36 protein-coding genes and 1 pseudogene are annotated in these 26,875 nt (G+C 38.0%); 15 read left to right on the forward strand and 22 right to left on the reverse strand.

Translation table 11 applies throughout. The features are described 5' to 3' along the window. From ACK1JC_RS05865 to ybgC, 4 genes and pseudogenes are all read right to left on the reverse strand, one after another. Nucleotides 1-693, reverse strand: a pseudogene (locus tag ACK1JC_RS05865) (protein TolA); the annotation flags it as partial. A gap of 3 nt (nt 694-696) precedes the next feature. Then, nucleotides 697-1,146, reverse strand: coding sequence for a protein TolR (tolR, locus tag ACK1JC_RS05870; RefSeq protein WP_409510933.1), 450 nt, complete (start codon nt 1,144-1,146; stop codon nt 697-699). Beyond that, nucleotides 1,146-1,844 carry a protein TolQ gene (gene tolQ / locus ACK1JC_RS05875; protein ID WP_409511076.1) on the reverse strand — a complete coding sequence of 233 codons (699 nt, stop codon included), beginning with the start codon at nt 1,842-1,844 and terminating at the stop codon, nt 1,146-1,148. Before tolQ ends, tolR begins: the two co-directional genes overlap by 1 nt. A gap of 23 nt (nt 1,845-1,867) precedes the next feature. After that, nucleotides 1,868-2,275, reverse strand: a complete 408-nt coding sequence (ybgC, locus tag ACK1JC_RS05880) for a tol-pal system-associated acyl-CoA thioesterase (protein ID WP_409510934.1) — start codon at nt 2,273-2,275, stop codon at nt 1,868-1,870. Between the two features lie 267 nt (nt 2,276-2,542). On the opposite strand from ybgC, the gene ACK1JC_RS05885 reads away from it, so the two are divergent. Next, nucleotides 2,543-3,121 (forward strand): hypothetical protein, encoded by a 579-nt coding sequence (locus ACK1JC_RS05885; protein WP_409510935.1) that lies wholly within the window; start codon nt 2,543-2,545, stop codon nt 3,119-3,121. 72 nt (nt 3,122-3,193) lie between these two features. Here ACK1JC_RS05885 and ACK1JC_RS05890 read toward each other — a convergent pair whose 3' ends face one another. The 3 genes from ACK1JC_RS05890 to ACK1JC_RS05900 form a co-directional block, all read right to left on the reverse strand. Then, a complete protein-coding gene (locus tag ACK1JC_RS05890; RefSeq protein WP_409510936.1) occupies nt 3,194-3,886 on the reverse strand; it encodes a pirin family protein in 693 nt (230 codons plus the stop codon). Nucleotides 3,887-3,993: 107 nt separating this feature from the next. After that, the gene (locus ACK1JC_RS05895) at nt 3,994-5,055 is read right to left on the reverse strand and encodes a hypothetical protein (protein ID WP_409510937.1); all 1,062 of its coding nucleotides are present in this window, start codon (nt 5,053-5,055) and stop codon (nt 3,994-3,996) included. Between the two features lie 94 nt (nt 5,056-5,149). Next, nucleotides 5,150-6,370 (reverse strand): L,D-transpeptidase family protein, encoded by a 1,221-nt coding sequence (locus tag ACK1JC_RS05900; RefSeq protein WP_409510938.1) that lies wholly within the window; start codon nt 6,368-6,370, stop codon nt 5,150-5,152. Between the two features lie 201 nt (nt 6,371-6,571). Between ACK1JC_RS05900 and hemE the strand changes: the two genes are divergently transcribed. The 5 genes from hemE to ACK1JC_RS05925 all read left to right on the forward strand — a co-directional run bounded on the left by hemE (nt 6,572) and on the right by ACK1JC_RS05925 (nt 12,169). Then, a complete protein-coding gene (gene hemE / locus ACK1JC_RS05905; RefSeq protein ID WP_409510939.1) occupies nt 6,572-7,645 on the forward strand; it encodes a uroporphyrinogen decarboxylase in 1,074 nt (357 codons plus the stop codon). A 9-nt stretch (nt 7,646-7,654) separates the two neighbouring features. Continuing rightward, on the forward strand, nt 7,655-8,449 hold the full coding sequence (locus ACK1JC_RS05910) for a DUF817 family protein (RefSeq protein ID WP_409510940.1): 795 nt from the start codon (nt 7,655-7,657) through the stop codon (nt 8,447-8,449). Nucleotides 8,450-8,615: 166 nt separating this feature from the next. Next, a complete protein-coding gene (locus tag ACK1JC_RS05915; RefSeq protein WP_409510941.1) occupies nt 8,616-9,083 on the forward strand; it encodes a DUF3015 family protein in 468 nt (155 codons plus the stop codon). Between the two features lie 59 nt (nt 9,084-9,142). Then, nucleotides 9,143-11,029: a DUF4105 domain-containing protein gene (locus tag ACK1JC_RS05920; RefSeq protein WP_409510942.1), complete on the forward strand. Its 1,887-nt coding sequence runs from the start codon at nt 9,143-9,145 to the stop codon at nt 11,027-11,029. Between the two features lie 246 nt (nt 11,030-11,275). Next, nucleotides 11,276-12,169, forward strand: a complete 894-nt coding sequence (locus ACK1JC_RS05925) for a metal-dependent hydrolase (protein WP_409510943.1) — start codon at nt 11,276-11,278, stop codon at nt 12,167-12,169. A gap of 92 nt (nt 12,170-12,261) precedes the next feature. On the opposite strand, the gene ACK1JC_RS05930 is transcribed toward ACK1JC_RS05925, so the two are convergent. From ACK1JC_RS05930 to ACK1JC_RS06000, 15 genes are all read right to left on the reverse strand, one after another. Continuing rightward, nucleotides 12,262-12,621, reverse strand: coding sequence for a cupin domain-containing protein (locus tag ACK1JC_RS05930; RefSeq protein WP_409510944.1), 360 nt, complete (start codon nt 12,619-12,621; stop codon nt 12,262-12,264). Between the two features lie 84 nt (nt 12,622-12,705). Continuing rightward, complete coding sequence (folE, locus tag ACK1JC_RS05935; protein WP_409511077.1) at nt 12,706-13,254, reverse strand: GTP cyclohydrolase I FolE; 549 nt, start codon at nt 13,252-13,254, stop codon at nt 12,706-12,708. 149 nt (nt 13,255-13,403) lie between these two features. After that, the gene (locus tag ACK1JC_RS05940) at nt 13,404-14,123 is read right to left on the reverse strand and encodes a Smr/MutS family protein (RefSeq protein WP_409511078.1); all 720 of its coding nucleotides are present in this window, start codon (nt 14,121-14,123) and stop codon (nt 13,404-13,406) included. Between the two features lie 174 nt (nt 14,124-14,297). Then, nucleotides 14,298-15,104, reverse strand: a complete 807-nt coding sequence (gene trpC / locus ACK1JC_RS05945; RefSeq protein WP_409510945.1) for an indole-3-glycerol phosphate synthase TrpC — start codon at nt 15,102-15,104, stop codon at nt 14,298-14,300. Nucleotides 15,105-15,149: 45 nt separating this feature from the next. After that, complete coding sequence (gene trpD / locus ACK1JC_RS05950) at nt 15,150-16,196, reverse strand: anthranilate phosphoribosyltransferase (RefSeq protein ID WP_409510946.1); 1,047 nt, start codon at nt 16,194-16,196, stop codon at nt 15,150-15,152. 26 nt (nt 16,197-16,222) lie between these two features. Continuing rightward, a complete protein-coding gene (locus ACK1JC_RS05955) occupies nt 16,223-16,807 on the reverse strand; it encodes an anthranilate synthase component II (RefSeq protein WP_409511079.1) in 585 nt (194 codons plus the stop codon). A 117-nt stretch (nt 16,808-16,924) separates the two neighbouring features. Next, on the reverse strand, nt 16,925-17,146 hold the full coding sequence (locus tag ACK1JC_RS05960; protein ID WP_409511080.1) for a hypothetical protein: 222 nt from the start codon (nt 17,144-17,146) through the stop codon (nt 16,925-16,927). 53 nt (nt 17,147-17,199) lie between these two features. Then, on the reverse strand, nt 17,200-17,343 hold the full coding sequence (locus tag ACK1JC_RS05965) for a hypothetical protein (RefSeq protein ID WP_409510947.1): 144 nt from the start codon (nt 17,341-17,343) through the stop codon (nt 17,200-17,202). Continuing rightward, nucleotides 17,340-18,353 (reverse strand): hypothetical protein, encoded by a 1,014-nt coding sequence (locus tag ACK1JC_RS05970; RefSeq protein WP_409510948.1) that lies wholly within the window; start codon nt 18,351-18,353, stop codon nt 17,340-17,342. The genes ACK1JC_RS05965 and ACK1JC_RS05970 overlap by 4 nt, the downstream gene beginning before the upstream one ends. Before the next feature lie 14 nt (nt 18,354-18,367). Beyond that, the gene (locus ACK1JC_RS05975) at nt 18,368-19,024 is read right to left on the reverse strand and encodes a DUF1071 domain-containing protein (RefSeq protein ID WP_409510949.1); all 657 of its coding nucleotides are present in this window, start codon (nt 19,022-19,024) and stop codon (nt 18,368-18,370) included. A 3-nt stretch (nt 19,025-19,027) separates the two neighbouring features. After that, nucleotides 19,028-19,588, reverse strand: coding sequence for a hypothetical protein (locus ACK1JC_RS05980; RefSeq protein WP_409510950.1), 561 nt, complete (start codon nt 19,586-19,588; stop codon nt 19,028-19,030). Continuing rightward, nucleotides 19,589-20,047: a hypothetical protein gene (locus ACK1JC_RS05985; protein WP_409510951.1), complete on the reverse strand. Its 459-nt coding sequence runs from the start codon at nt 20,045-20,047 to the stop codon at nt 19,589-19,591. It abuts the gene before it with no gap. 215 nt (nt 20,048-20,262) lie between these two features. Continuing rightward, the gene (locus tag ACK1JC_RS05990) at nt 20,263-21,198 is read right to left on the reverse strand and encodes a diguanylate cyclase (protein ID WP_409510952.1); all 936 of its coding nucleotides are present in this window, start codon (nt 21,196-21,198) and stop codon (nt 20,263-20,265) included. Between the two features lie 197 nt (nt 21,199-21,395). Further along, the gene (locus tag ACK1JC_RS05995) at nt 21,396-21,698 is read right to left on the reverse strand and encodes a hypothetical protein (protein WP_409510953.1); all 303 of its coding nucleotides are present in this window, start codon (nt 21,696-21,698) and stop codon (nt 21,396-21,398) included. Between the two features lie 84 nt (nt 21,699-21,782). Next, a complete protein-coding gene (locus ACK1JC_RS06000; protein ID WP_409510954.1) occupies nt 21,783-22,451 on the reverse strand; it encodes a LexA family protein in 669 nt (222 codons plus the stop codon). Nucleotides 22,452-22,619: 168 nt separating this feature from the next. On the opposite strand from ACK1JC_RS06000, the gene ACK1JC_RS06005 reads away from it, so the two are divergent. The 9 genes from ACK1JC_RS06005 to ACK1JC_RS06045 all read left to right on the forward strand — a co-directional run bounded on the left by ACK1JC_RS06005 (nt 22,620) and on the right by ACK1JC_RS06045 (nt 26,828). Then, nucleotides 22,620-22,745, forward strand: a complete 126-nt coding sequence (locus tag ACK1JC_RS06005; RefSeq protein WP_409510955.1) for a hypothetical protein — start codon at nt 22,620-22,622, stop codon at nt 22,743-22,745. Nucleotides 22,746-22,755: 10 nt separating this feature from the next. Further along, complete coding sequence (locus ACK1JC_RS06010; RefSeq protein WP_409510956.1) at nt 22,756-23,112, forward strand: transcriptional regulator; 357 nt, start codon at nt 22,756-22,758, stop codon at nt 23,110-23,112. A gap of 59 nt (nt 23,113-23,171) precedes the next feature. Beyond that, a complete protein-coding gene (locus ACK1JC_RS06015) occupies nt 23,172-23,435 on the forward strand; it encodes a hypothetical protein (RefSeq protein WP_409510957.1) in 264 nt (87 codons plus the stop codon). Next, nucleotides 23,432-23,740, forward strand: coding sequence for a hypothetical protein (locus tag ACK1JC_RS06020; RefSeq protein WP_409510958.1), 309 nt, complete (start codon nt 23,432-23,434; stop codon nt 23,738-23,740). The genes ACK1JC_RS06015 and ACK1JC_RS06020 overlap by 4 nt, the downstream gene beginning before the upstream one ends. Then, on the forward strand, nt 23,737-24,870 hold the full coding sequence (locus ACK1JC_RS06025; RefSeq protein WP_409510959.1) for a hypothetical protein: 1,134 nt from the start codon (nt 23,737-23,739) through the stop codon (nt 24,868-24,870). The genes ACK1JC_RS06020 and ACK1JC_RS06025 overlap by 4 nt, the downstream gene beginning before the upstream one ends. Next, nucleotides 24,867-25,214, forward strand: coding sequence for a hypothetical protein (locus tag ACK1JC_RS06030; RefSeq protein WP_409510960.1), 348 nt, complete (start codon nt 24,867-24,869; stop codon nt 25,212-25,214). The genes ACK1JC_RS06025 and ACK1JC_RS06030 overlap by 4 nt, the downstream gene beginning before the upstream one ends. Further along, entirely contained in the window at nt 25,211-25,603 is a 393-nt protein-coding gene (locus tag ACK1JC_RS06035) for a hypothetical protein (protein WP_409510961.1), read from the forward strand. Before ACK1JC_RS06030 ends, ACK1JC_RS06035 begins: the two co-directional genes overlap by 4 nt. 4 nt (nt 25,604-25,607) lie before the next feature. After that, a complete protein-coding gene (locus ACK1JC_RS06040) occupies nt 25,608-26,159 on the forward strand; it encodes a hypothetical protein (protein WP_409510962.1) in 552 nt (183 codons plus the stop codon). Nucleotides 26,160-26,618: 459 nt separating this feature from the next. After that, the gene (locus ACK1JC_RS06045) at nt 26,619-26,828 is read left to right on the forward strand and encodes a hypothetical protein (RefSeq protein WP_409510963.1); all 210 of its coding nucleotides are present in this window, start codon (nt 26,619-26,621) and stop codon (nt 26,826-26,828) included. Nucleotides 26,829-26,875: the final 47 nt, after the last annotated feature.

The raw sequence follows: 26,875 nt of genomic DNA on the forward strand, positions 1-26,875 counted from the left end.
TTGTGCATCACGAGTTGCTTTCGCTTGAGCATCTTTAGCGGCTTTGTCTTTAGCAGCTTGTGCATCACGAGTTGCTTTCGCTTGAGCATCTTTAGCGGCTTGTGCATCACGAGCAGCTTTTGCTTGAGCATCTTTAGTTACTTGATTCGCTTTTTCTTTCGCAGCTTTTTCAGTTGCCACTTTCATCTCAGCTTCAGCTTTTGATTTTTCAGCAGCATTTTTTGCTTGCTTTAATTTATCAGCAGCGTCTAAACGAGCCTTTTCAGCCGCAGCGGCTTTTTGACGTGCAGCTTCAGCAGCTTCATTTTTTGCTTTGGTTGCAGCAAGAGCAGCCAATTGTGCTGCTGCCGCAGCTTGAGCATCATTCGTAGCTTTTTGTAGATCGGCTTGAGCCTGATCAGGTTGAGTAGTTGGAATATCAGGTGCATCAGGTGTAGGTTCAGCAGTTTGCTGAATCGTTTCGGCAACATGATTATCTGCAGTCTCTGTTGAATCTGATTTGATGAGGGGTTTAGGCTCAGGTGGTGGTAAGTCTTCAGGCTTAATTAAGATGGTTTTAATTTGTTTAGGTGGTTCAGGTGGTTTACTCAATCCGAGAAAAAGTAAGCCAACAATCGCCACTACATGGACACCAACGGTGAAACCTAGTGCAATCGCTTTTTGTTTGGATTGTGGCTGTTCAATTTTTTTCATAACTTACTTTACGGACTCTGTCAGTAATCCAACTTGATTTAAACCGGCATCTTGGAGTGTTGCCATGAGTTGAATGACTTCACCATATGGACGAGACTGACTACCGTTAATCAGAACGCTGTACTGTTTTTTATCGGCTTCGGCTTGTTGTTGATTTTCAGTTAAAACAGTCTGTAATTCTTCCAAACTGATCACTTCATTTTGATGAGTTTTATCTTCAAGTTTAATTTTACCATCAGCTTCTAAAGTGACAATTGCCGGTCTTTCTTCTGACTGAATTGGGTTGTTATTGGCTTGTGGTAAATCAACTTTAACGCCAGTAGTAATCATAGGCGCAGTAACCATAAAAATCACCAAAAGTACCAACATCACGTCAATATATGGTACGACATTCATATCACTTTTTAATGGTTTTTTGACGCGTTTAAAGCGTCCAGAACGCTGAATCGACATTAGTCATTGTCCTGTGTTGAACCCACAGATTGACGTTGTAAAAGCGCCACCATTTCTTCAGAAAATAATGCACGGTCTGTGTAAATTTCTTCACCTTTCGCCGTGTAATGGTTAAATGCCAGTACAGCCGGAATTGCAGCGAATAAACCAATGGCTGTTGCAATGAGTGCTTCGGCAATACCAGGTGCAACGGTTGCAAGCGTTACTTGTTCAACTTGAGCCAAACCAATAAAGGCATTCATGATGCCCCAAACTGTACCAAATAGACCAATATAAGGTGCAACAGAACCAATACTTGCCAATGCACTCACGCCATTTTCAATGCGACTTTGATCACGGCTTAAACCTACGCCTAAAATACGCTCAGTTCCTTCAATCATCGGAAGTCTATCGGTATGGCGTTTTTTGAGTTTGAAAAATTCACTCAAACCTTGATAAAAAATATCTTCTAAACCGTCGCGTTTAGAGTTGAGCTGTGCATTGTTATAGAGTGTATTGAGTTCTGCGCCAGACCAAAATATTTTTTGAAAATGCTCGTCACCTTGACGAGCTTTTTTATAGCGCATATGCAACGTAGCAATCAAATACCAACTAAATAATGATGCTAAGACTAAAACGAGCATCACCAATTGAACCACAGGACTCGCCTGTAAAATTAAATCAGAGATGTGTAGCGAGTTTTCCAATTGTGTTGCCATAGTTGCATGTGCCATTCATATTTTTATTGGTGAGCCAATTCGCGTTGAATCAGATCACGGATTTCATTGGGAATCCGCTGTGGTTTCATGGCAGCACTAATACATGCCAATTCGACCTCACCGGAAGCAAGCATGATTTCACCACGATATATATTTTGTTGCAATACAAAAGACGTGGCTTTACACGAAACTACACTTGCTGTAACAGTAATGAGGTCATCCATTAAAATTGGGCGTGAATATTTGAGACCAATTTTATGAACAACGAAGTTATAGTCTTTTTGATGCCAATAGTGACTGATGCCAGAAGCACGTAGCCATTCAGTGCGCGCGCGTTCCATGAAACGGATATGATTTGCATGGTAAACGATCCCGCCGGCATCCGTATCTTCAATATATACTCGGATTTGAAATTCAAATTTATTCGCCATGACCATTTTCCATTTTTAACATCAATTTACAGGATTTTAAGCTCGATATTCAACTTTACAATTGTTGAATTATTTTACGCCAATTACAGTGTTTTGCAGGGGATGTGTAACGTTGCGCAGTTTAGCATTTTGATTTTTTCGTCCAATGGCACAAGATGTCAATTCACTTTAGATAAAATAAATTTCTTTATACAAATGATCTGTACAATCGTAAATGGGGAAATGAGGTCTAAACATGTTGATTGAAAAGTTAATGGTTGTAATGCAATGAGGATACGTTATTTTTATCTTTTGATGATGATTGCTCTATGTTATGGCATATGGACGTTGGCTTTCAAAAATGATCAGGGTGTAACTGATACTGAAAATTATCAGGTGATCAATTCAGATGTGTCGACCTTTAAATCTTATAAAATGACGAAGTTATCTACATTTGAAGGAGAGTTTCGCGTACTTTCACGAGAAGATTATCATACAGGTCGTGAAGCAGAAATTAGCCCCACGGATTTGGCACTCGGCTGGGGTGCAATGGCAGATCCGCAGGTCTATAAACAACTGAGCATTCGGCAAAGTAATCGTTGGTATTATTGGCATTATGAAAATGAACCGCCAATTCCACGCCGTGAAATTGAAACACATAGTGCCAATATGCACATTATTCCTGCAAATAAAGCAGTTGCACAAAAATTATCTAAAGTGGATGATAATGATCTAATTCATTTGAAAGGGCAGTTGGTTGAAGTCAGTGCTAATGATGGTTGGGTTTGGCGCAGTTCATTATCACGAGAAGATACCGGTAATGGCGCATGTGAATTATTTTTAGTTGAATCAATTCAAATTTTATAGAAAATCAAGTCAATACAAAAAAGCCCCGACATGTGTCAGGGCTTTTTTTTATTGATATATTCATCTTTAAATTTAGATTTGAGTGAGGTCAAACCAAATCATTTGACTGTTTTCTTTTGCAATTACAGTTGAAGTCTCATCAAAAAATAATGCATCACCCGCTTTCACTGTTTGACCTGCAATTTCAACTTCACCTTCAATTACATGGATGTAGTTGAATTGTTGAGTTGCTTTTACATCTAAACTTTTACCTTGTTCCAAATATGCTGCTTTAATTTCAGTATTTTGGCGAATGTGCATCGGTGCATTGTCATTTGGTCCAACAATTAAATGCCATTCGTTTGGTAATTTTTTAGGATCACGTTCAATTTGTTGATAAGTTGGTTCAGCATCACGCAAATTTGGAATTACCCAAATTTGCAACAAATGTACGTCTTCATCACCTTTGTTGATTTCGCTGTGTTTGATACCTGTACCTGCACTCATCAATTGCCACTCGCCAGCACGGATTTCACCTTCATTGCCCATGCTGTCTTTATGGGTGATTGCGCCTTTTAATACACAGGTCAAAATTTCCATGTTGTCATGTGGATGCGTACCAAAACCATTTTGTGCTGCAATATGGTCATCATTGAGTACACGAAGTGAGCCAATTCCCATAAATTCTGGGTTGTACCAACTACCGAAAGAAAAGCTATGATGAGTGTTTAACCAACCTGCTTCTACATGACCACGATCTTCGCTACGGTGTAAATAAGTTGTCATTTGAAATCTCCAAATCTTTATATTTTTAACTTGGGTTAAGAATAGTATTTTTGCAGGTGAGATGAAATATATAAAACAAGATAGATCATTCTATTTTTGCAACAATATTAAGATGTGGTCAGTGGACAGAAATTTTTCCTAAAGGTAGTCCATGTATAGCTTTTACCTTTTTGATAATCATTCATAAATTTCTGATAATTTGAAGATTGCTGTAACCAAGCATTACCCCAAGTAATATCTTGTGGTGCAGCTTTATCCTGATAAACAAAATAGTCATCTAAGCAATTTGTGGGTTGTAAATCCTCTTCATGTCCATAAGATTCTAAGTCATCATTAGTGAATTTTTTAATTTTTTTAGTTCGCTTTAGTTCCAAGTATTCTTTTGGGCTGAGATATTGTTTTTCTTCTGATTTATGTAGTTTTCCATTTTGATAAAGATAAGTAACCTCAATGTCATAGGGCTTAATTACATTATAATCCCCAGGTGTTTTGGTTTGATAAATCATTGCTAATTTTGAATGATCTTTTTGATTTTCGTTGTTTATATAGTCACTGCCAAAAGACATACCATCTTCTGGACTAGGCGCAATAAACTGAGTTTGATGTACAAGTTTTCCTTTAGTATCAACTTCAATCAGTTCATAGCTAGAACGTGTGTCATAGGGCTCAAAGAGTGGCGTAAAAGCATAATTATGTTGTCGTTCTTCATGGGTATAATAATATCGTGTTTGAAAAAATAATATAAAATTTTTGCCGATTGGCATCAGACTAAAAAGCTCATGTTGAGCCACATGATGATTAAGTTGAGGTTCAATGATGATTTCTTGTTTATTGTTTTGATAAGACTGACTTAAGTGAAAGCGATTAGAATCAGGCCCATTGAGAAATAATAAAGTCGGTTGCTTCATCTGACCCAAAGTATAATACCGAACTTCAGTATCACCATTGATCACAAAACGTCGCATCAGATTGATATCTTGTTTTTCTTCGTCTTTTTCAGGTTGATATGTTGGGTCTTGTATTCTTTCTTCGTCTGAGCGTTGATAGATTTCAACTGCTTCAAGTACAGTATATTCTTCTTCAGAATTTTCGTCAGATCCATCAGCTTGTGCTGTGAATGGAAAAAAAGCACAGAATAAAACGCTTAAATAATACTGTTTGTTTGACATATGACATCCTTTTTTATTGTTCTTATAATACTTGCAATAAAAAGGTGTTCAACTTTTCAGTCAAACACCTCTGTGCTTAATAATACAAAGATAATTATTCTAAGAATTTAACTGTAACACCAGATTTCACTTTTTTACCTAAATCATTGGCATCCCAGTTGGTCAAACGAATACAACCGTGTGACGCTGTTTTAGAGATTGCTGATGGGTTTGGCGTACCGTGAATACCAAATGATTTTTTACTCAAACCAATCCAAATATTCCCCACAGGAGCATTTGGGCCTGGTGGTAAAGATAGAGGTTTTAAGTTTTTACCTTGTACAAAGTTACTTGGCGAATAGCTGTACCAAGGGTTTGGTGCAACACCTGTAACTTTATAAGTACCTGTTGGAGATGGTGTATCTGAGCTACCAATGGTTGCAGGGAATGAACCGACCATTTGGTTTTGTGCATTGAACAAATACAACTGTTTTGCGCCTTTGTGCGCCACAATCAGGTGAATGTTTTCAGGCAACTCATTGCGAATATTGGTCACAATGATTCTTTCACCTGCTTTTTTGAATGTTGCCTTTGGATTAAGTTTTTTCAAAAACTCTTCATCCATATGGAATTTTTCACCCAACATTTCAGTGACGCGAGTGTAATACAAGCCTTTCATTTTTGCTTGTAATGCATAATCGCGCGGAATAGACGCAGCATAAGGACCTTTTAGGTCGGCATCCGTAATGGTGTATTCAACATAGGCAGGTTTATTGCCTTGTTTAGCAACTAAAGTATCCCAAGTTTCTTTGTTGAGTTCACCTGTCGCTTTTAAACCATTCATTTGTTGGAATGATGCAATGGCTTTTAGGGTATTCATACCACTAGAACCATCAATTGCACCTGGTGATGCATGGGCATTATTTAGCATCACATGCGCACGAGCATAGACAGGGAATTGTCCCTTCCCAATGTTTTCATACCATTCGGCGTTGTTCAGACTATCTAATGACCATGACACTTTAGAAGGTGCTTGACCTACAGGTGTTGTTGATGTCGTTGGTGCAGAAGCGATATCAGCCGTTTTCACTTCAGTGCTTTCAAGCTTTTGAAGTGTATCAGCGGCTTGATTTAAATCTTGCTGTTCCTGTGGGCTAATTTCTACCGCAGAAGCCGCAGTTGAGTTTGTATCAACAGCTAATGGGTCAATTGGATCTTGAGCTACAGTCACTGTTTTTTGAGGAGTGAGTGGGCGATCAGTCGTTGTTGCTGCTGCAAATGCAGTACCTGTCAAAATGCAGCTTAAACTCAAGGCAAGTATTGAGCGTACGAACATGTAATTCAACCTTAAGAATTATTCATATTGATTTTTAAAAACGCCCAAGTATTGCAGAAAATACACATCTATGCAGTATCAGTTTTGTGTAAAACCCGATTTTTACTGCAATATTGGCTACATAATCAAGCGAAGAACAGGTTAACTTACAAGCCTTTTTTGTTATGATGGTGCAAATTTGAAATTTGGATAGGGAAAGTAATGACGACCTTAAAAAACGATCGTTTTCTGCGTGCCTTGTTGCGTGAGCCTGTAGATACAACGCCAGTATGGATGATGCGCCAAGCAGGGCGTTATTTACCAGAATACAGAGCAACACGTGCAACCGCAGGTGATTTTCTTTCTCTTTGTAAAAATGCAGATTTTGCCTGTGAAGTAACATTACAACCGTTACGCCGCTATGATTTAGACGCTGCTATTTTATTTTCAGATATTTTGACTGTACCTGATGCATTAGGCTTAGGTTTATATTTTGAAACAGGCGAAGGTCCAAAATTCCATAAAACGATTCGTACAGAACAAGATGTCGCAAACCTACCGTCATTTAATGCCAAATCTGATTTGGGTTATGTGATGAATGCTGTTTCAACCATTCGTTCAGCATTGGGTGGTCAAGTCCCCCTCATTGGTTTCTCAGGTAGTCCCTGGACACTTGCAACCTATATGATTGAAGGTGGTTCAAGCAAAGATTTCCGTTTTACCAAACAAATGATGTATGCACAACCTGAAGTGTTGCATGCCTTGCTAGATCGCTTAGCTGATGCAGTAATTGATTATCTAAATGCTCAAATTGAAGCAGGTGCACAAGCGGTACAGATTTTTGACAGTTGGGGTGGAACATTAGCACATCGTGAATATTTAGAATTTTCTCTTAAATACATGCAAAAAATTGTTGCAGGTTTAACTCGTGAAAATGAAGGACGGAAAGTACCTGTTATTCTCTTTACTAAAGGTGGCGGTCAGTGGTTAGAGCCAATGGTTGCGACAGGCGCTGATGCTTTTGGTCTTGATTGGACGACAGATTTAAAGGTTGCTCGTCAAACGATCAATGGTCGTGCTGCATTGCAAGGTAATTTAGATCCTGCAACATTGTATGGTTCATTTACCAACATCGAAAAAGCTACCAAAGCGATGCTTGATGATGCATATGCCAATGGTGAAAAAACAGGTTATATTGCAAATCTTGGACATGGCATTACCCAATGGGTTGATCCTGCACATCCAAAAGTATTTATTGATACCGTACATGAATATAGTCAGAAATATTTGGGTTGATGCATTTAGATGTTATTGATCAAATCACTCTTTGATTTTTCTTTTAAGGCAGCATTTGCTGCCTTATTTGGTATTTTACTACTCATTGCCTTTGCGCTGACCGCCCCGATGGGCAGTCATGAGTATTACGGTTTTTTCCGATACGACTATCTGCTTTTTTATGCATTAATCATTCAAGCATGTTTATTGTATTTGAAACTTGAGTCATGGGCAGAAGCCAAAGTTATTGCGCTTTTTCACCTGATGGCAATGGTGATGGAAATCTTTTTGACCCATCCTCAAATCGCATCTTGGCAATATCCACAACCCGCAGTGTTTAAAATTTTAACTGTTCCTTTGTTTGCGGGTTTTATGTACTCCGCTGTCGGGAGTTTTTTTGCTCGTTCACTACGTTTATACCGTGTGTCGTTTGAAAATTTACCAAATTTTGCGAATATGCTCAGTTTAGCGGTCTTATCGTATATCAATTTTATGAGTAAATTTTTTATTCCTGATTACCGTAATCTACTGTTTATATGGAGTATGATAATTTTTTGGAAAACAAAAATTCACTTTGAGGTTCAGCAATACAAGCTAAAATTGCCAATGCTCCCTATTTTAGTCATATTGGCATTTATTATTTGGGTTGCTGAAAATATCAGTACTTTTTATAAAATTTGGCTCTATCCAAGTCAGGTTGATGCGTGGCATATGGTCGGTTGGGGTAAGCTTGGATCGTGGTATTTATTATTATTACTGAGTTTGGTTTTAGTCCTTAAAATATTGGGACATCGTGATATAACTGGGTATTGGGTATTAAAATAATTCACTCCTTTTAAGTAAATAAGTGAATTAAGTACAATTGTATGAAAATGTGATTTCTTCTTGATCAATTTTGTGATAAATCTTGGTGTAGTACAGCGTAAGTTGTACAAAAAGGAATATAACAATTGAATCAAAATGAAATGATAAAAACATTCTGGAGAATTTTATGTTGAAAAAAATCGCAGTAGCGGCAGTATTAGTCATGGGTTCATCTGTTGCGATGGCTGATCCTGATGTAGGTTGTGGCGTAGGTTCAACCATTTGGGAAGGTCAGTCAGGTAAAATTGCTAAAATTTTAGCAGGAACAACCAATGGCATTTTCACAAACCAATTTTTAGGTATTACTTTTGGTACTTTAGGTTGTGGTGGTAATGGTAAAGTGACTGCGCAAGTTGTAACATTTACCAATGAAAATGCTGAAGTTCTTGCACGTGATATGGCGGTTGGTCAAGGCGAAAGCTTAAATGTACTTGCAGAGTTGATGAACATTCAATCTACAGATAAAGCACGTTTCTTTGAAGTAACGAAAGCCAACTTCTCTCAAATTTATGCAGCAGATCATAATTCAGCACAAGTTTTGGCATCGCTACAACAAGTGATGGCAAATGATGCTGTATTAAAAGCATACGTTTAATGATTTAAACGAACCCTGTCTTTTGGCAGGGTTTTTTGTACCTAAAATTTGTGATCTGAATGAAAAAAATTAAATTATATGTAGGCATAATTGGCACGATTTTGAGTTGTCATGGATTTGCATCGAGTGTTGATGTTACGGATTATTTAAATCTTGCTGAACAAAAAAAACTCGCACAGCATGTGACATGGAAACGATTACTTTATGCCGAAGATTCATCACAAAGTGAAGTGAGTTATGCTGGATATTTTTTAGCAGAACAGGGTAGAGATCATATAGATCAAGAGCTACAGGCAGATATTCGAGCTTTATTTCAAACTGCAGATCCAAATCAGGCATTTCGTTGTAAATTTCCTGCGCGTAGCGAATGGCTCATACAACAACTGAATCTTTCAGAGCAACAACTACCTAAAGTCGATTGTCCAGAGTTTGATGCATGGTATGTACAAATCAAACCCCACAAGACAACGCTTATTTATGCCACCGATTTTATGGGTAACCCAAGCTCGATGTTTGGGCACACTTTATTACGCCTTGATCCTGAAAATCAGAAACAGCTCAATTTGGTTTCTTATGCTGTGAATTATGCGGCAACTGTTAATAATGAAGATAATTGGTCATATGCTTTCAAAGGTTTAGTGGGCAAATATCCAGGTGAATATGCCTTAATGCCGTATTACCGAAAAGTTAAAGAATATGGTGACTTTGAAAGTCGTGATTTATGGGAGTATGAACTCAATTTAAGTCCTGATGAAACAGCATTTTTAGTTAAGCATATGTGGGAAATGCAGAAAGTCAGTTTCCCGTATTATTTTGTTGATGATAACTGTGCTTATCGCTTATTGGGTTTGATTGACTTAGTGCGTCCAACATCAAATTTACGTCAGCAATTTAGCTATGCCACTATTCCTGTTGAAACCATTAAAGCTATTGATCAAGCTGGTTATATTCGTGAAACGGTTTATCGTCCTGCTTTGGAAACTCAACTCAATGCACAAGCCACGCAGCACGGTCATGCCTTAGCAAAACAGGCACATGCCTTGGCGATGCTTGAGCCTAAAGAAATGCCAACGTATTTAAAACACTGTGACCCTGTCGATCAAGCCAAAATACTTGAAATGGCATATGACGATTTATATCTACAATTTGTTGCACGTAAAGTTGCAGCGGATTTTACACAACCTCGCTTTAGACAATTACTAGGTTTGCGCAGTCAATTGGTGGTTGAAAAACAGCGTAGAGAGCCACTTGAACCTAAATTTAATCCGACACAAGGGCATGATTCACGAAATTTTTCTGTCGATGTTGGTGAAGTTCAAGGAAAGAAATTTATACAAATTGGACATCGTCAGGCATATCACACTTTAGAAGACTCTCAGAATGGTTTCCGTACAGGCACGCAGCTTTTATTCTTAGAGGGTGCGGTGCAATGGCGTGATGATGATCTGAAAATTGAGCATCTTGACCTATTGACGGTTAATTCTTATAACCCGATTACACCATTTAAAACACCGATCAGTTGGGGCTTTAATTTGGGTTGGCAGCAAGAAGCAATTGATCGTGGATATTTTAGCGAAGATCAGCAACATGGCGTTTTCTCGCTGAAAGCTCAGTCAGGTTATACGCTTGCGAATGATGCACGTACACAACTCTGCTATGGAGGTTTACAAACGCAGTTGCAGGCAGGAAAGTCACTTGATGATGGATGGCGTATAGGACTAGGTCCAACTGTGGGTTGTCAAAATATTTGGACAGATCAGATCAATAGTGTGGTACAGCTCGAACTTCCTTATTGGCAAGATTCAAGTCAATGGAATTTACGTTTAAATGGTTCAGTGCAGTACGCTTTGAATCAACAAAATGCATTGAAAGTGGGTTTAGAGTACCAACAACAGAATCATCTTGATTGGACAAAATGGAGTATTGGGTTTAATCATTATTTTTAATTCATGACTTTTAATTTATTGCGGTATCTTTAGCAGATTTTAAATACATTTTTGTAGGCAATATTGCAACAATAAGACCAAATAGAGATGCAATGATATAAAAATGAGTCGAAATGATATAGTAGAATCTAGCTTATATATTAAAATTTTAATAAGACGTTATTGCAATGAGAAGCTCGATATTTTTTGAGTTTCTCATGTATGCAAAACATAGAAAAAGAATGATGAAGTAAGAGGAATTTACATATGGGCATTTTAAAAAAAATGATTAAATCGACAATTTATCATGAGCCTGTACCTATTCGCCGTGATGTCCGATTCAATTTACCTGCAGATCGTATTGCAGATTGGCATACACCTGCAGGTCCAATTTTTACGGCATTATTAAATACTTTTTCAATTGTATTGCCAATTGGTGAGCGCTTTTTTATTGATGCTGTTCGAGCACATCGTGATCTTATCCAAGACCCAGAATTACAAAAAGCCATGACGGCTTTTATTGGTCAAGAAGCGATGCATGGGCGTGAACATGAAGATTATAATGATGCATTATTTGCACAGTCTCCAATTGCGCCTAAGTTTGAAGCATTTGTTTTAGATATTTTTGGTTTAATTAAAAAACATACGCCACCATATTTTTGGTTAAGTGCGACTATTGCGCTAGAACACTTTACGGCATTACTCGCAGATTCTGTTTTAACAACGCCTGAACTTTTTGATGGCGCAGAAGATCACTATGCAAATATTTGGCGTTGGCATGCTTTTGAGGAAACTGAACATAAAGCGGTAGCATATGATGTATGGAATGCTGTGATGGGGCATGGCCCTTATGCATATACGGTTCGTAGTGTTGGACAAATTGGGGCGACAATTTTATTTTGGTCTTTGATTATTCCCGTATTTTTAAATATTGTAAAAGGTGAAGGTAAATTAACGAATCGAAAAGCATGGAAAGCTGCTTATAAATATAGCTTTGGAGAAGTTGGAGCATTGCGAAAACAGTTAGGTAATTATTTTGACTATTTCCGTCCGAGCTTCCATCCATGGGATCATGACAACCGTCAATCGATGTTGGCTATGCAAGATTTAATTTATCAGTTAGTAGATGAAACGCAGGCTGCAAAACAACTTAAATCTTAAGTTAACTGATCAGTGATTTATAAACTCAAGTTTTGCTCTTTTTTAAATGGTGAAACTTGAGTTTTTTATATTTATAACAGTTTTAGTCAATTTTAAGCTTCCACAACCACAAAGTATTTTTTAACAGCTTCAACAACTTCAAAAGTACCTTTAAATGATGGAGGAATGATGCCTGCTTCACCAGCTTTGACTTCAATAAATGACTGATTTTGTGCATCGTGAATCCTTACAATACCTTCAATAATCTGAAAAAACTCCTGCTTATTATCTACAAAAACAATATTCCAAGCACCGACTTCACATTGCCAAATACCACAGTTCATATTGATATGTTCATACATACTTTGCGTTAATCGTTTTGGATTACCATCGACCAAACGATCAGCACGTGGATAATCTACTGTAGTTTCACTCTGTGTTAAGCCTTGTCCTGCCAAGAAAATTGGAGACATTGTAAAATCCTTATTCATTATGTATTTGTTCCATATAAAACAAAGCCTCAATAAAATTGAGGCTTCATTAGCATCATGCAAAAATTAATGTGCTTCAGGAACAGCCATTAAAAACTCACGACGTGCTTCTTTATCGGTTTTGAAGTCACCGACAAAAGACACAGTACGTGTGGTGGATTCTTGCTTGCTCACACCACGCATCATCATACACATATGTGCAGAATCAATGACCACAGCAACCCCACGTGCTTGAGTGACTTCTGCCACAGCATCGGCAATTTGTTTGGTCAGTTGCTCTTGAATTTGTAGGCGACGTGCAAACATTTCTGTAATACGTGCAAATTTAGACAAGCCTAAAACGTTGCCCGAAGGTAAGTAGGCAATATGCACACGACCATGGAATGGCAATAAATGATGTTCACACAATGAATAAAATTCGATGTTTTTGACCAACACCATTTCTTCATTGTCAGAAGGGAAGACCGCATTGTTGGTCACTTCTTCTAATGTTTTACTGTAGCCAGACGTCAAGTACGAAAAAGCTTTAGCCGCACGCATAGGCGTATCTTTAAGACCAGGACGATCGAGGTCTTCACCAACGGCAGTTAAAATGTTTGCGTAGGATTGCTGCATAGACATAAAACGTGTTCACTTATACGGATTGAACAAGGACGGCATTGTAGCAGAAAAACTCAACAAATCTGACTACTACTTGATAAACCGCACTTTGGGAAAGTAAAAAAATAAAGCGTTAGATCATAATGATCATTTATTTAAGGTCATTAACCTTGAGTAAATTTAGGATTTTTTTCGGCACGTTTTAATAACACCAAAACTGCGCCTGTACCACCTTGATTTTCAGGGGCACTAACAAATGCAAGAACATCACGGTGTTGGCGTAACCATCCATTGACATAGGTTTTAAGTACAGCTTCAGGTCCTTTACCATGGACAATTTTAATCACAGTTTGATTTTCATCTTTGGCAATTTGGATGATTTGTAAAACTGCAACACGGGCTTCTTCGACGGTACAACCATGCAAGTCGACCGCTTCATACCAACGTAGATTTCCTGCTTTTAAATCTTCAAAAACTTTATGCTGTAGTGTGGCAATGCGATAGCTGAGCGTTGCTTGGCTTGCAACAGGATTGAGCATTGCTTGAGTATCAGAAAGTTCTGCCTCATTGCTTTCAAATGCACCTTCAGCAGCGGCACGTTTTGCTAATGTTTTTGCATCAGGTTTTTTACGGGCATTTGGACGTTCAATTTTAGCGATATTACTATTGTCGATTTTTTTTACGCCCAATAATGCTTTCTTAAATAAATCAGCATCATCTAATTCATTTTGTATCGATGTCTGAATATCTTGTGCTGTAGCCTTGATTTGAGCTTTACTTTCGGCTTTGACTATTTCAGTCGCTTGGGGATTGGAAATTTGTTTTTTGAATTGTTTTAATAAATCCAATTGAGATTTGGAAAAAGAAGAATCAGCATTACTCATAGTTTTTAAAACAGTCAATGAACAGAATTTGCTGACTATTATAGCCATAATCCTATTAAAATTGAACTGAAAAGCATTGATGGTTTTTTTGAATCTTTTATGTCTAACAAGATTAGTATTATTATAAAAAGCCCAATCAATTGATCAGGCTTTTATTTAATCCTAAAAGAGTGGTCAAACGCTTTCAGGCTTTCCAAACAACGCACTAAAAGCATGATCTGGACGAGGTTGTTTCATAAAACTCTCACCGACCAAGAAAGCATGAATATCATTTGCTTTCATTTTTGCAACATCATCAACAGTAGCAATACCACTTTCAGTCACTAGCAAACGAGAAGGATCAAGTAACTTTTTCAAACGAACTGATATATCTAAATCAACCTCGAAAGTTTTTAAATTACGGTTATTTACACCTAAAATACAGTGCTCAGAAAGACGCATTGCACGTTCAAGTTCTTCTTCGTCATGTACTTCAACCAAAACATCTAAATTTTGCTCAAAAGCAGTCTTCGACATTTCTTCTAACTGTTGATCTGACAAACTTGCCACAATTAGTAAAACACAGTCTGCATGCAAAGCACGTGCTTCAATTACACCATAGGGATCAATTAAAAAGTCTTTACGCAAAGCAGGTAGTGAACAATGATTGCGCGCGATCAAAATATTTTCATCTGCACCTTGGAAAAAATCAGCATCGGTCAGTACAGACAAGCATGCTGCGCCTGCATCTTCATACTGTGCTGCAATTTCCGCAGGATTAAAGTTTTCACGAATAATGCCTTTCGATGGAGATGCTTTCTTAATTTCAGCAATCACCCCAGGGCGTTTGCTATTTAAAGCCTGAGCAAACCCACGTACAGGACTTGCTGCTTTGGCAAGTTCTTCGACATCTTTCAAGCTACGTTGCTTCAGGCGAGCAGCAAATTCTTCGTATTTTCGATCAACGATTTTACCTAAAATAGTATTGGCTATATCAACCATGATGTGTTCCTATTCTTTAAATTCTATTGCTTTAAAATAATGGGCTTAGGCTTCGTATTCTTTCAGCGTTTTAGTGAACTCAGCGAGTACCCCCATTTTTTCGAGTGCTTGACCGCCCCAAATAATGTCGTGCGCCCACGCCACACCTTGTTTATAACTACTCGATAGACCTGAAACATAAATGCCTGCACCTGCATTGAGTGCAATCATGCTGGCTGCTTTTTCACCTTTGACTGATTTCTTTTTACCTAATGCATCTTTAATGAGTGCAAGGCTTTCAGCTGCACTATCGACAGATAAACCAGTCAACGTTTGCGACTCAATATCAACATCTTCAGGTTGAATCGTCCATTCCGTGATTTCACCATTTTTTAACTCAGCAACATAAGTTGCTGAAGCTAAGCTAATTTCATCGAGTCCATCACGAGAATGCACCACCATGACATGCTCAGCGCCCAATTGCTTGAGTACTTCTGCTATCGGACGGCAAAGTTCTGCGGAAAATACACCAATGACAAAGCGACGTACACCAGCCGGATTCGTAAGCGGGCCGAGTAAGTTGAAAATGCTACGGAAACCCAGCTCTTTACGAGGGGCAGCAGCATATTTCATTGCTTTATGATGATTTGGTGCAAAAAGAAAACCTACGCCCATTTCACGGATGCAACGTTCAGTTTGTTGCATGTTTAGATCAAGGTTGATGCCTGCTTGTTCTAACAAATCAGAAGAACCTGATTTAGATGAAACACCACGGTTACCGTGTTTGGCAATAGTTGCACCGGATGCTGCAATCACGAAACTTGCAGCAGTTGAAACATTAAATAGATTTTGACCATCACCGCCTGTGCCAACAATGTCAATCAAATGCGGGATATCACTGACATCAATTTTAATGGCAAATTCACGCATAACGCGAGCAGCAGCGGTAATTTCGTCAATGCTTTCACCTTTTAGACGAAGTCCCATCATGAGTGCGCCAATTTGGGCATTGGTGGCTTCACCGCTCATGATGGTACGCATGACGTCTTCCATTTGCGGTTGAGTCAGTTCAATATTTTTAGTGATGTTATTTAGAGCTTGTTGAATATTCATTATCTTAATCTTAACTTTTTGGGCACTTATGCGTAAATATCGAGGAAGTTTTTAAAGATTTGATGACCATGTGCACTTAGAATTGATTCAGGATGAAATTGCACGCCTTCGATTGGCAGTGTCTTATGTTTCACACCCATAATTTCTTCCATAGAGCCATCAGCCTCATTGGTCCAGCAAGTTACTTCCAAGCAGTCAGGCACAGTAGCTTGATCAATCACTAATGAATGATAGCGTGTTGCTGCAAATGGAGAGGGAAGATTGCTAAAAATCCCTGTGTCGCTATGGTACATATCAGATAAACGACCGTGCATAACTTTTTTAGCACGAATAATATCGCCACCAAAAGCTTGCCCAATCGCTTGATGTCCTAAACACACACCGAGTAGTGGAATTTTCCCAGCAAAATACTGAATGGCAGGAATGGAAATACCTGCTTCACTTGGCGAACAAGGACCAGGACCAATCACTAAATACTTTGGTTGCCATCGTTCAATATCATCCAAAGTCACGGCATCGTTACGGACGACTTTTACTTCCTGATTTAACTCGCCAAAATATTGTACGATGTTATAGGTAAAAGAGTCATAATTGTCGATCATGAGAAGCATATTGAACGTATCCATTTGAAATACAATATTAATTTTAGAGGTGCTTGTTTTGGTACTCAATTTGGTACTCAATATTTAAAAAGTACCCTTAATTGTTTGGCAAAAAGAAGCCGCTATCTAAGCGGCTACTGTATCAGATTCTGAAGTGTTTGTAACAACCGACTGAACATACGAGAGTAGCCAGTAGCTTTTTCTTCCATCCTTAAATGGTTTCTTATATCGACCTTCACGAATACGTGCATCCAAGGTTTCAGGTTCAATATTTAATAATTTTGCAAACTCAGCACGACCTATACGTCTCTCATTTTGTTGAGTAAAAGTTTTTTTTAAAATTTGCATTTCATTAAAAATAGATTGAAGTAGATCACGATCTTTTTCTTTAAGCATATTCATCACACTCTCCAATTCGCTTCTTTGAATTTCGCATCAATGATCAACTCTTCAATTTCACAAACACTGACGTTCTGAAAAATATGATCCATTTTCACCCCGAACACTGTCAGTGTTCGGGTGATAGAGGAATAGTTAAATTTCATGAAGCCACCTGCGAACCTTGATTTACCAATTCAAAACGACGCTTTTTCACAAGGTCCATCAGCTTTGGTTGAATATCAGCATGACGAGAACGAATTTCAGGCAAGAGTTCATTTAACTCATGCTCATTTTGAGTATTTTGAATCTTTACCATTAATGAAGGTGGTTCTGTAGCTACTTTTTCTTTTTGATCATTCAGCTCGATCAACCGTTTATTCATAGCCTGAATAACTGGTTTTCGCTGTTCCTCAGTCCAAGATTTTGTATAGCGAATATGTGCATTAACTTCGATTGGTGTTTGAGCATTATTTACTGCGTCAAGAATTGCGTCTAAATGCTTTTGATGTTCAGGGTCAGGCTCGCCTTGCTCAACAGGTTCATTTATCAAGTTGTCTTTAGAAGTGGTCACATTCTCTTGAGCTATGATTGTGAGGGCTTGGGTAGATTCAGCCAATTCTTCAACCTTGTTCTCACAAGGCGTATCTACACTTTCTACACCTGAAGGCTCAACGTCAGCAATGGCCACAGACGTATCAGCAGTCTTTTTCCGTGATTGGCGTTTTTTTGTTTCAACAGATTGATCACTGTCTTTTTCTACCACATAACCTTTTTGAAGATAGATCGTATTTTCAAAACCTAAAACCTTTTGGATCGCCTCGAGCTGTTTGCTTGCATTCTCACGATCTCGTTGTGCAAATCCTGCTTTAACATTTTCTACGAGTTGAGTATTGCTACTACAGAACTGAGTTAAAGTAACACGGTTGAAATTCTCTACAATACAAACCTCTTGGCCATCTACCAATTCATCGAGAGAAAAGGGCTTCAGGAATGTAATGCCTGCTAATTCAATAGAATCAATTTTGATAGAGAACTCATAACCTGGCATTGCAAAAATAGTGGCAGGGAATTGATCCAAGTCATTAAAATCAGCCAATTGATCTACAGCACGACACATGATCTTTTTGCCGGCCATTAATGCTGAAAAAGCTTCGTTACCATTTAGAATATTCATGCTTATTCTCCCAATTAATGATGTCTTTGATTATTTTGTTGTGAGTGATTTTGTGGTGGTGGAGTTGGCGACCACCCCATTTGATCAGCACGTGCCTGACAAGATTTTTGAATAGCATCATTGAATTTTGTTGGACCAAATGTATCTATAGCCTTATCCAAAGTTGATGGATTTTTTGCATTTGCTATTGATTTCAATGCATCTTGATAACGCTGATCTAAAGATTTTTGCTGTTGTCCTGATTGTTGATGGTTCTGATTTTGCTGAGCCTGTTTTTCTTCTTCAGGTAGGTCTTCACCTGCATAGATGTAAAGACCTAAACCATGAGCAGCTATTCCTTTCACCAAGCAACGCATCATTGCACTATTAACATCAAAAGCATTGGGGTTTTGGATTGCTTTGTTCATGTTGTTCATCACTGGTAAAAACATATAAATACTTTTACCAAACATGATTACGTCACATTGAACCATCATTGTTCCATCACTAAAGATCATTGGATCTCGGAAATTCCATGATGCTTGTGGATCAGCTTTCATTGCTTCAGCTACTGCAAAGGCCCAAGATAAATAAGTAAATTTACCTTTCTTTTCAGTATGACCATTCACATTGATCTTAGATAAAGCGACAAAATTATTAACCGGCTCAATAGGATGTTGATTATTTGTCATGACTTATACTCCACGGCCACGAGGTGCGGTTTTTTTCCAATCTCTGTATTCAGGAGAGGAATAGTGGCCAACTTCTTCGAGAACCTTGTTGTGTTCTTTGTTGTTTTTAAAATTACGCGCTTTTTCTATTGCCTTGATAACCCAATCTTTCAGCGTTGCCTTGTCTACAAAGCGGAGCGTACCGTTATTTTCCATGTAAACTTCAAAGCCTTTTAGACCATATTTGGCATGTGCATCATCTTTGATTCTGATGAGGGTGTAATAAAAATTACTCTTAGTGCCAACACGATAGCGTTCATTATTATTTCCATCGTAGCCAAGAAACTCAGCAGTGAAATTTGTTGAACGCTCTTTTTGCTTACGCTCCCAATTGTTTTCAAAACCCGGTGTAAAACGAAATTCAAGAAAACCGCTGTATATATCCGAAATACTAATTTGAGCAGCATTGTCTATATGAGACCAATCATTGGTGCCAGCTTCAGCGAAGTCCATTTTTAAACCTTTCCCAAGCGACTCAAAAACTTGAGCAGGGGAAATGCTTTGTTTGATAGTTTGAGTAGTCATTTAAACGCCCTCCAACATACGGTTTTGAAGCATGTAAGCCACCAACATCGCATTGATAGTCAAATGGTCATTGAAGTCGGTGAAGTCTGAAATCTTATTACCTGAGTTGTCGTAAGCCTGATCTACCGCAAGGTCTAGGATTTCAGCATTCATGAAATAACTACTTGGTACACCGTAGTCATCTTCAACAGTGTTGTATTTGAAATTCACATCGAGTGTGAAGCCATCTAAGCGAACGACTGCAGTACCTGTATTATTTTGAAGAGTCATAGCCGCTACTGCATTTTGAGCAGGGGCGTGTACAGGAACTGATAACTTGTATTCGGTTAATTGGGGGTTATAAGCAAGTGCGAGTGCACCTGTAGTGAATAAACCGCTGATTGCTACGGCTTTAATAAACCCGAAGCGCTGTACACGATGTGTAACGGCAGGGTTGATTGATGTTGGTTTTAGATTCATAATTATCTCGCTAGTTAGCAAAAGCACACAGGTTTCTCAGGTCGGTGTGCTTTTTTATTTTTTGATGAAATATATATTCGGATAACCGAACAAATTAGTCAACACATTTGTTCGGTTTATTTTGGTTTTAATTCTGTTAATGGAACAATATATTTTAATAGATAAAAGAAAACCCACGCTGGGTGGGTTAATTACAGTGTTAAAACGATTAAAATTTAATTTTTGATCTTACGCTTATTCGCAAACATTTTTTCATCTGCTTCTTGGACTGCTTCTAATAAACTGTAAGAGGGATTACGAATTGCGAAACCAATAGCTACACTGATATTAGCATTTTTAAAAATTTCCTGAATTCTATCTAATAAAAGCTCTGCCCCCTCTTTTGTATTTTCAATGCTAAGAATTGCAAACTCATCTCCACCTAAACGAGCGACAATATCATTATTACGAACACATTTTTTTAGTAGACTGGCTGTGTTTTTTATCAATTCATCTCCATTAAAATGTCCAAGTTGATCATTTACAGTTTTTAAATCATTAAGATCAAAAATGAAAATTGCAGCAGGATGGCCATAACGTTTACATCGGGCTTCTTCTAGTGTGAGAAGTTGATCCCAACCTCTGCGATTAAACAATCCCGTTAAGGAGTCGCTTAAGGCCTCAGCTTCAAAAAGCTCTTTTTGACGTTTCTGTTCATTTTCCCTTAATTCGACTTGCAAGATATAGCTTAGAATCTGACCTAAAAGATTAATTAATTCCTCTTCTAGTAGTAGTGCTTCAGATTGTGGATTGGGATCAATAGCGCAAAGAGTACCAAAGAGAGTTCCATCTTCTTTCATAAGTGGTTGACCTATATAAGCTTTAATATTTATTTTTTTTGCTATAGGTGCATTCAAGTACAAAGGTATTTCTTCTGAATGAGGAGCTATTTTAGGAGCTTTTCCTAAAACCATATGAGAGCAAAATGAATCCGCCCATGAGAAAACTTGCCCGGGCGTAACATTATAGCCTTTATCTTCGCTTTGAAGGACGATCCAATTATCACCCTCGGTCCGAGTAATCATCCATAAATTAAATCCAAATTTCTGAGATAAAAATTTTAAAACAGTTTGTCCAGCTTCTTCAAAGTTTTTAAAAATTATATCTTCCATTCATTGGGCCTATTTTACTGTGTAGATTAAAAATTATTTATAGTGTAATGCTTTTCATAAGGCAATTTAATGGCAACCTTGCTAATAGCAAAAGAATATCTGAGTTGCTTTAAGTTATATATGCAAATTAAACATGTAATAAATTTTTCAAAATTTAAATAAAATAAGTGTTTTGATGTTTATCCCAAATACAGCACTTATATATCTGAATACTTCTCTAAAAACTCATCTACCCATCCTTGTGCTGTATCAAGATTAGTTATATCAGTCAGTTTTAGATTGGTTTCTTCTGCTTCGTTAAAGCCCTCAATAATGGCCTCAAAAATATTCGCTTCACTGATGACTTCGCGTACCATTTCTTCAGTGTTATAGCTTTGCTTGGCTTTTATAAGCGAGGCTATTTGTTTATCAATTCCTGCACCAATTTTATCTAATGCCAATTTAAATTCTTGACGGTTAATTGTTAGCGCAGTTTTAGACTTATTAAGCGTTGCAATCATTATTTTCTCTTTTCTTTTAGAAGTTTTAATTACCTAGCTCATCAATTTTGACGAGCCGATGTGCTTACAGTTTTAAAATCTTTATTACTTCCCAAAAGATCGTAAATGCTCCACAACAACTCCAATAATTCTAATTTCTTGTTGTGTTGAATTCATGATCGGGAAGTCTGGATTCAAAGGAACCAATTCAAAAGTTTCACGTCCGTGCTCATCGTAACCAATCGCTCTGTACTTTTTAAAGGTTGCTTCATGGCTACCATTCTGTGCAATAACATAACAGCCCGGATACGGTTCTTTTGCTGCATCAACCACAAGTTTGTCACCTGGAGCAAACTCGGGAATCATACTTAAACCTGATACTTCAAGTGAAAATACACTTTCAGGTTTACAACCTATATAGGTTGTATACGTTTCGCCTTTCGGGTGAATACCATCATAACCAGATTCATAAAAGCTTCCTGCTTGAACAAAATCTAGAATCGGGATTCTACGCAGAGGACTTTCATTTATGACTACGTTGGAGAAGTTGGAATCATTTCGTTCTGTAGCAGAAGAACCTTCACCGGTTAGTAGCCAACTAGTGGTTGTTTTAAGTGTTTTAGCTAAGTTATCAAGATGTTTTGCGCTAGGGTTATTTGTGCCATTAACCCATCCGGACACAGTTGCGCGCCCAGCGCCTGTTCCACGAATAAGATCAGCTTGCGAAAGGCTGTGCTCTGTCATTTTTTGATTAATGCGATCAGTAATCTGCATAAACAGAACTCCATGAATATATGTTCGGAATTATGAACGTATTAATTGACGATTACCCGAACATATGATTCAATAAACCGAACAAATTGGTTCGGGTATTAGCACGTGAATGTTCAAGACTTAAGAAATCATTACAAGGTGGAATCAAACCCACAGTTAGCAAAAAAAATGAGAGTGGGTCGTACTACCGTATGGGACTGGGAGAAGAAAGGTATTCCACTTGATACACAAGCCAGATTACAAATTCTCACCAACGGTAAATTAAAAGCCAATCTGCAAGCACTTTCTGCTTAGGAGCCACCATATGAGCAAAGTATTAATAGAATTATCTGCAAGTGCTAGAAATGGCACATCAAGAATATTGCACGGACTTGATTCGGGGAATCAAAAAGAGATTGCTGAACACTTGGGTGTAGATCCAAGCACAGTTACAAGAATGAAAACAGATAGAAAAAACAATGAGTTGACAGAAATTGAAACTTTTTGTGAGCTGTTGAGTTGTCTTGGATTAAAGATTGTTCCAAAGGAATATCAAAGCATTGATAAATCAAGAGTTGAAGCTTTATTGGTTATGTCAAAAAGCTGGATGAGTCGTATTGATACCGTTGATGATCTATTTCATGACGAGATCAGTGGACAAAAAGAAAAACTTGGATATTAAAAAACCACTTTCTGCGCGAACAGTAAGTGGTCGTTATTCACAAATTTAGGAACCCATGAATGAAATCAAATTTAGCACAAGAAGCAACACCTTACAACGATAGTGATTTTCTAATTGGTGATGCAGTTGTAATTGATCAAGCAATGATGAACTTCAACGAAATTTATCAAATCACAGAAGTTTATGAAAACACGGTCAATGTTTATATCGGTATTGGTATTTTGACTTTAAATAAAAAGTTTGTACGTGGTGCATCGATTACTGAGCTCAATGCCAACCGCCGTCTAACCGAAGCTGAACAAGCTTTAGCGGAGGTTTCATGACTACAAACCACCATTTCCAAAAAGCACCTGGACATAAACAGATCCAATGGACTCAATCTTGGTATGAACCTGCATTGAAATCACTGGATGGAATATTGAAGGTTCGTCGTGAGAATTTACGCAAGATCAAACGTGATGAATCTAATGCTGCAGTCACACGCGATGAGTTGATTGAGATTCTGATCAATGAGCACCGAATGACGGTGTACCAGGCAGGAGAACTCATTTCGAGTCTTTTACGTGCTGAGAAAATATTAATGTTTGGACGATTCATTCAAGTGAATGAAAAGGTGGGTGAGGCGTGAGTAAATTTATCCCAAATTCATTCATGGTTGCTAACGCTTTTGTAGATGATGCGATGAACAAGATTAGCGATGCATCTGTGAAGATCTATCTTTTGATTATCCGTAAAACTCGTGGTTGGACGAAAGAGAGTGATGCACTTTCTTTACGTCAATTAGAAAGCCTATCAAAGAAAAGTCGCCCTACAGTGATTAAGTGCTTAACAGAGCTTGAGGAAGTAGGTCTTATTAAAAAACATCACCAATCCAAATATGGAAACGTATTTTCACCTGTAGACAATTACGATATTGGAAATTTAATCAAATTCCCATCAAAGAAAGTGTTGGTCAAGACTTTAGTTTTGTTCAAAAAAGGGGTGGTTAAAAATTTTTACCACTTCGGATATGGAGAAAAAATAGATCAGAACTCAGTCGAATTTTACTTAATTACAGGTGGTCAAAAATCTTTACTGGTTAAAAAATTTAACCACCTAGATTCTGTGGATAAGTTCCCGAGATGGTCAATATTTTTAACCACCTTTAACGGCAAGTGGTCAAATATTTTAACCACAGGTGGTAAAGAATTTTTACCTCAAGTGGTAAAGAATTTTAACCTACAAAGTAACACTATCAAAAAACACTATCAAAATAAAAAAACATGGCTTTCTTTTGAAAACTTGAAATCTCAAATTGTTTCTGCCAACCCATCGGTTGATCCCAACGAGATTTTTAATGCGTCATGGTTTAAACGTGAGTTAGAAACTTTTGAACACTTCAACGCTGAAAAAAATCATTCAGATGAAATGATGAATTATTTCTTTGCTGATTGGTTGATTACAGCTCATATGAAATACGAGAAGCAAAATGCATTGAAAACACCTGAACACGTTTCAAAACGATCTGCAGGTGAGTCGAATGGAAAAGATACTTCTGATTTCCTTGTTTTTGCTTCGGTAAGTCAGATGTACATGTTCGCAAACAAACTTGCTCGTCATCCTGAAGTTATGAGCAAGTACAGCACAGCAGGTGAGTCTTATGAGCAATTAGCGAGTCGCATTTCGGCAAAGCTTTCTGATCCTCAAGAACGTCAAAATTGGAAGGCGTATCTTGCTGAGGTTGGATTTAAGGCGAAGGGTAAAGGAGCGACAGCTTGAAAACAATTCCTTGTGAGCAGGATTTACTTAGCCCTGATCCTAATACCTATGCAGATGCAATGGCACGTTGTCAAAACGCTGCACAGGATTGTCCCGAAGCAGGTCATTGCAAGTATGAGAGTGAATGTTTTAACCAACGCTCACACGTTGAAGCGGTTGAGCGGTTGGAGATCGTAGAGAAAGAACTTGAGGAATATAAGTGCAAATGGTCAAAGCTGAACAGCTTACATCTGCATTTGCTTTCAAGTCTGAAGCTATCAATAAGCGATGCTGCTCAAAAACAAAATCAGGAATATACATTTGCATATCGTTCTTGTTTAGCAATGTTGGAGAGAGTTCTTTGAGCAGTATTTCACTTGCTGAATACAAAAAGCTCTACGCACCGAAGAAGCAAGTTAAACGTCGCAACACGGTTAAAACTGAGCGGACTGTCAGTGAGGGAGAGGCAAAGCTATCTCAGCAATTGAAAGCGTACAAGATTGAATTTGAGCAGGAGTTTAGATTCGATCCGAAAAGGAAATGGAGAGCTGATTTCCATCTGGTAGGCAAAATGATTTTGATTGAGGTTGAGGGCGGGATTTGGAGTAATGGGAGGCATACAAGGGCAAAGGGATATTTAGGGGATATGGCGAAATATAACTCGGCTCAAGCGTTGGGTTATTCAGTGTACAGGTATAGCACTGAGCAGGTAAAAAGCGGTTTGGCGATTAAAGAAATTAGACGGTTAGGGTGATTAAATGAATGCAGTAGCAGACAAATTTGAACAATTTGAATGGTTGACTTATGGCATTACAGCAAAGTCACCACAATTCAGTGATGAGGCACATGGTACAGGAGAGAAACCTTTGGACTATCAAGATCGCTTGGGTGCTATTGCAAGCATGGAAACTCAGTTGGAGAAGTCGATTACATCGGTTATTGTTTTTGGTCAAAAATCCAAGGCTGATTTTGATTATATTCAAGATCATCTTGCTCGAATCCTTGTGGTTAATGCCAAAGAAGATGGAAAGCGAGATCCAAAAACTATTCAAATGGATGAGTTGGGTAAGAAAATCGCATGGATGGTTTTAATGTATGCCTTATCTCCTGAAATGGAACGCCAACATACAGCTTATGGTCGTTTGTGCTTTGCGGGGCAGTTGCAAAATCACATGACAGAGGATGCATACCGAGTGTCATGGAAGAAGTATGAAAATTTGATGGTGATCGCAATTGAAACATCAATTAGATGTGCTGCGGAAGCTGTAGAGAAATATCGAAAAAATACTTACAAAGATATGGGAGCTTAGGTATTTCGTTTTGGCGAAGAATGGTCTATAGTTTCACATATTGGTCGTATTACGGTTTATCCGAGATCAAACAAGTTTAGTGTGTGTCTGTGTTGGTTTCATTGGCTTGACAGTCGGTCTCATAGACATGCCTACAGTTTTAACAATAAACAACGTTCTTAGAGCCCTATTGCAATATGTCTCTCTACTTTCAACAGTAGAGTATTTTTCTAGCAAATTGCATTGTTTTGACGAAAAAATAGGTGATATAAGTATGAATAAAATTTTACCCCGGGATAATGGCTGGTTGATGTGGCAGTAGGGCTCTAAGATTGTGAAAATAAAACTGTGGGGTAAATCTAAGATCGTCAGCGGCGGTTCGAATCCGCCTGCCACACCACATTCTTAAAAAGCTCACAGAAATGTGGGCTTTTTCTCTATTAGTGTAATACCTAAGTTTTTAACTAATGGAGATACGCAATGAGTCAGGCTCAAGAACAAAGAAGAAAAGAATCATGGGAAACCCATGGTAAAGAGCAATTTAATCCAACTTTTGATAGATTGAATAACCTGAGAATGGCAGTAGAGCAATTACCCAAAGGTTCTTCTGAGCGTGCTGAAATGCAGAAAAAATATGATACTGAATATGCGGATGCATTTGAAGCATATGATAAAGCAACTAGTTTTTAATCTAGCCTCAAGTTAAAATAGATTAATAAAAAACCACCGGTAGGTGG

The organism is Acinetobacter sp. TY2, assembly GCF_046269225.1.
GTDB lineage: Bacteria > Pseudomonadota > Gammaproteobacteria > Pseudomonadales > Moraxellaceae > Acinetobacter.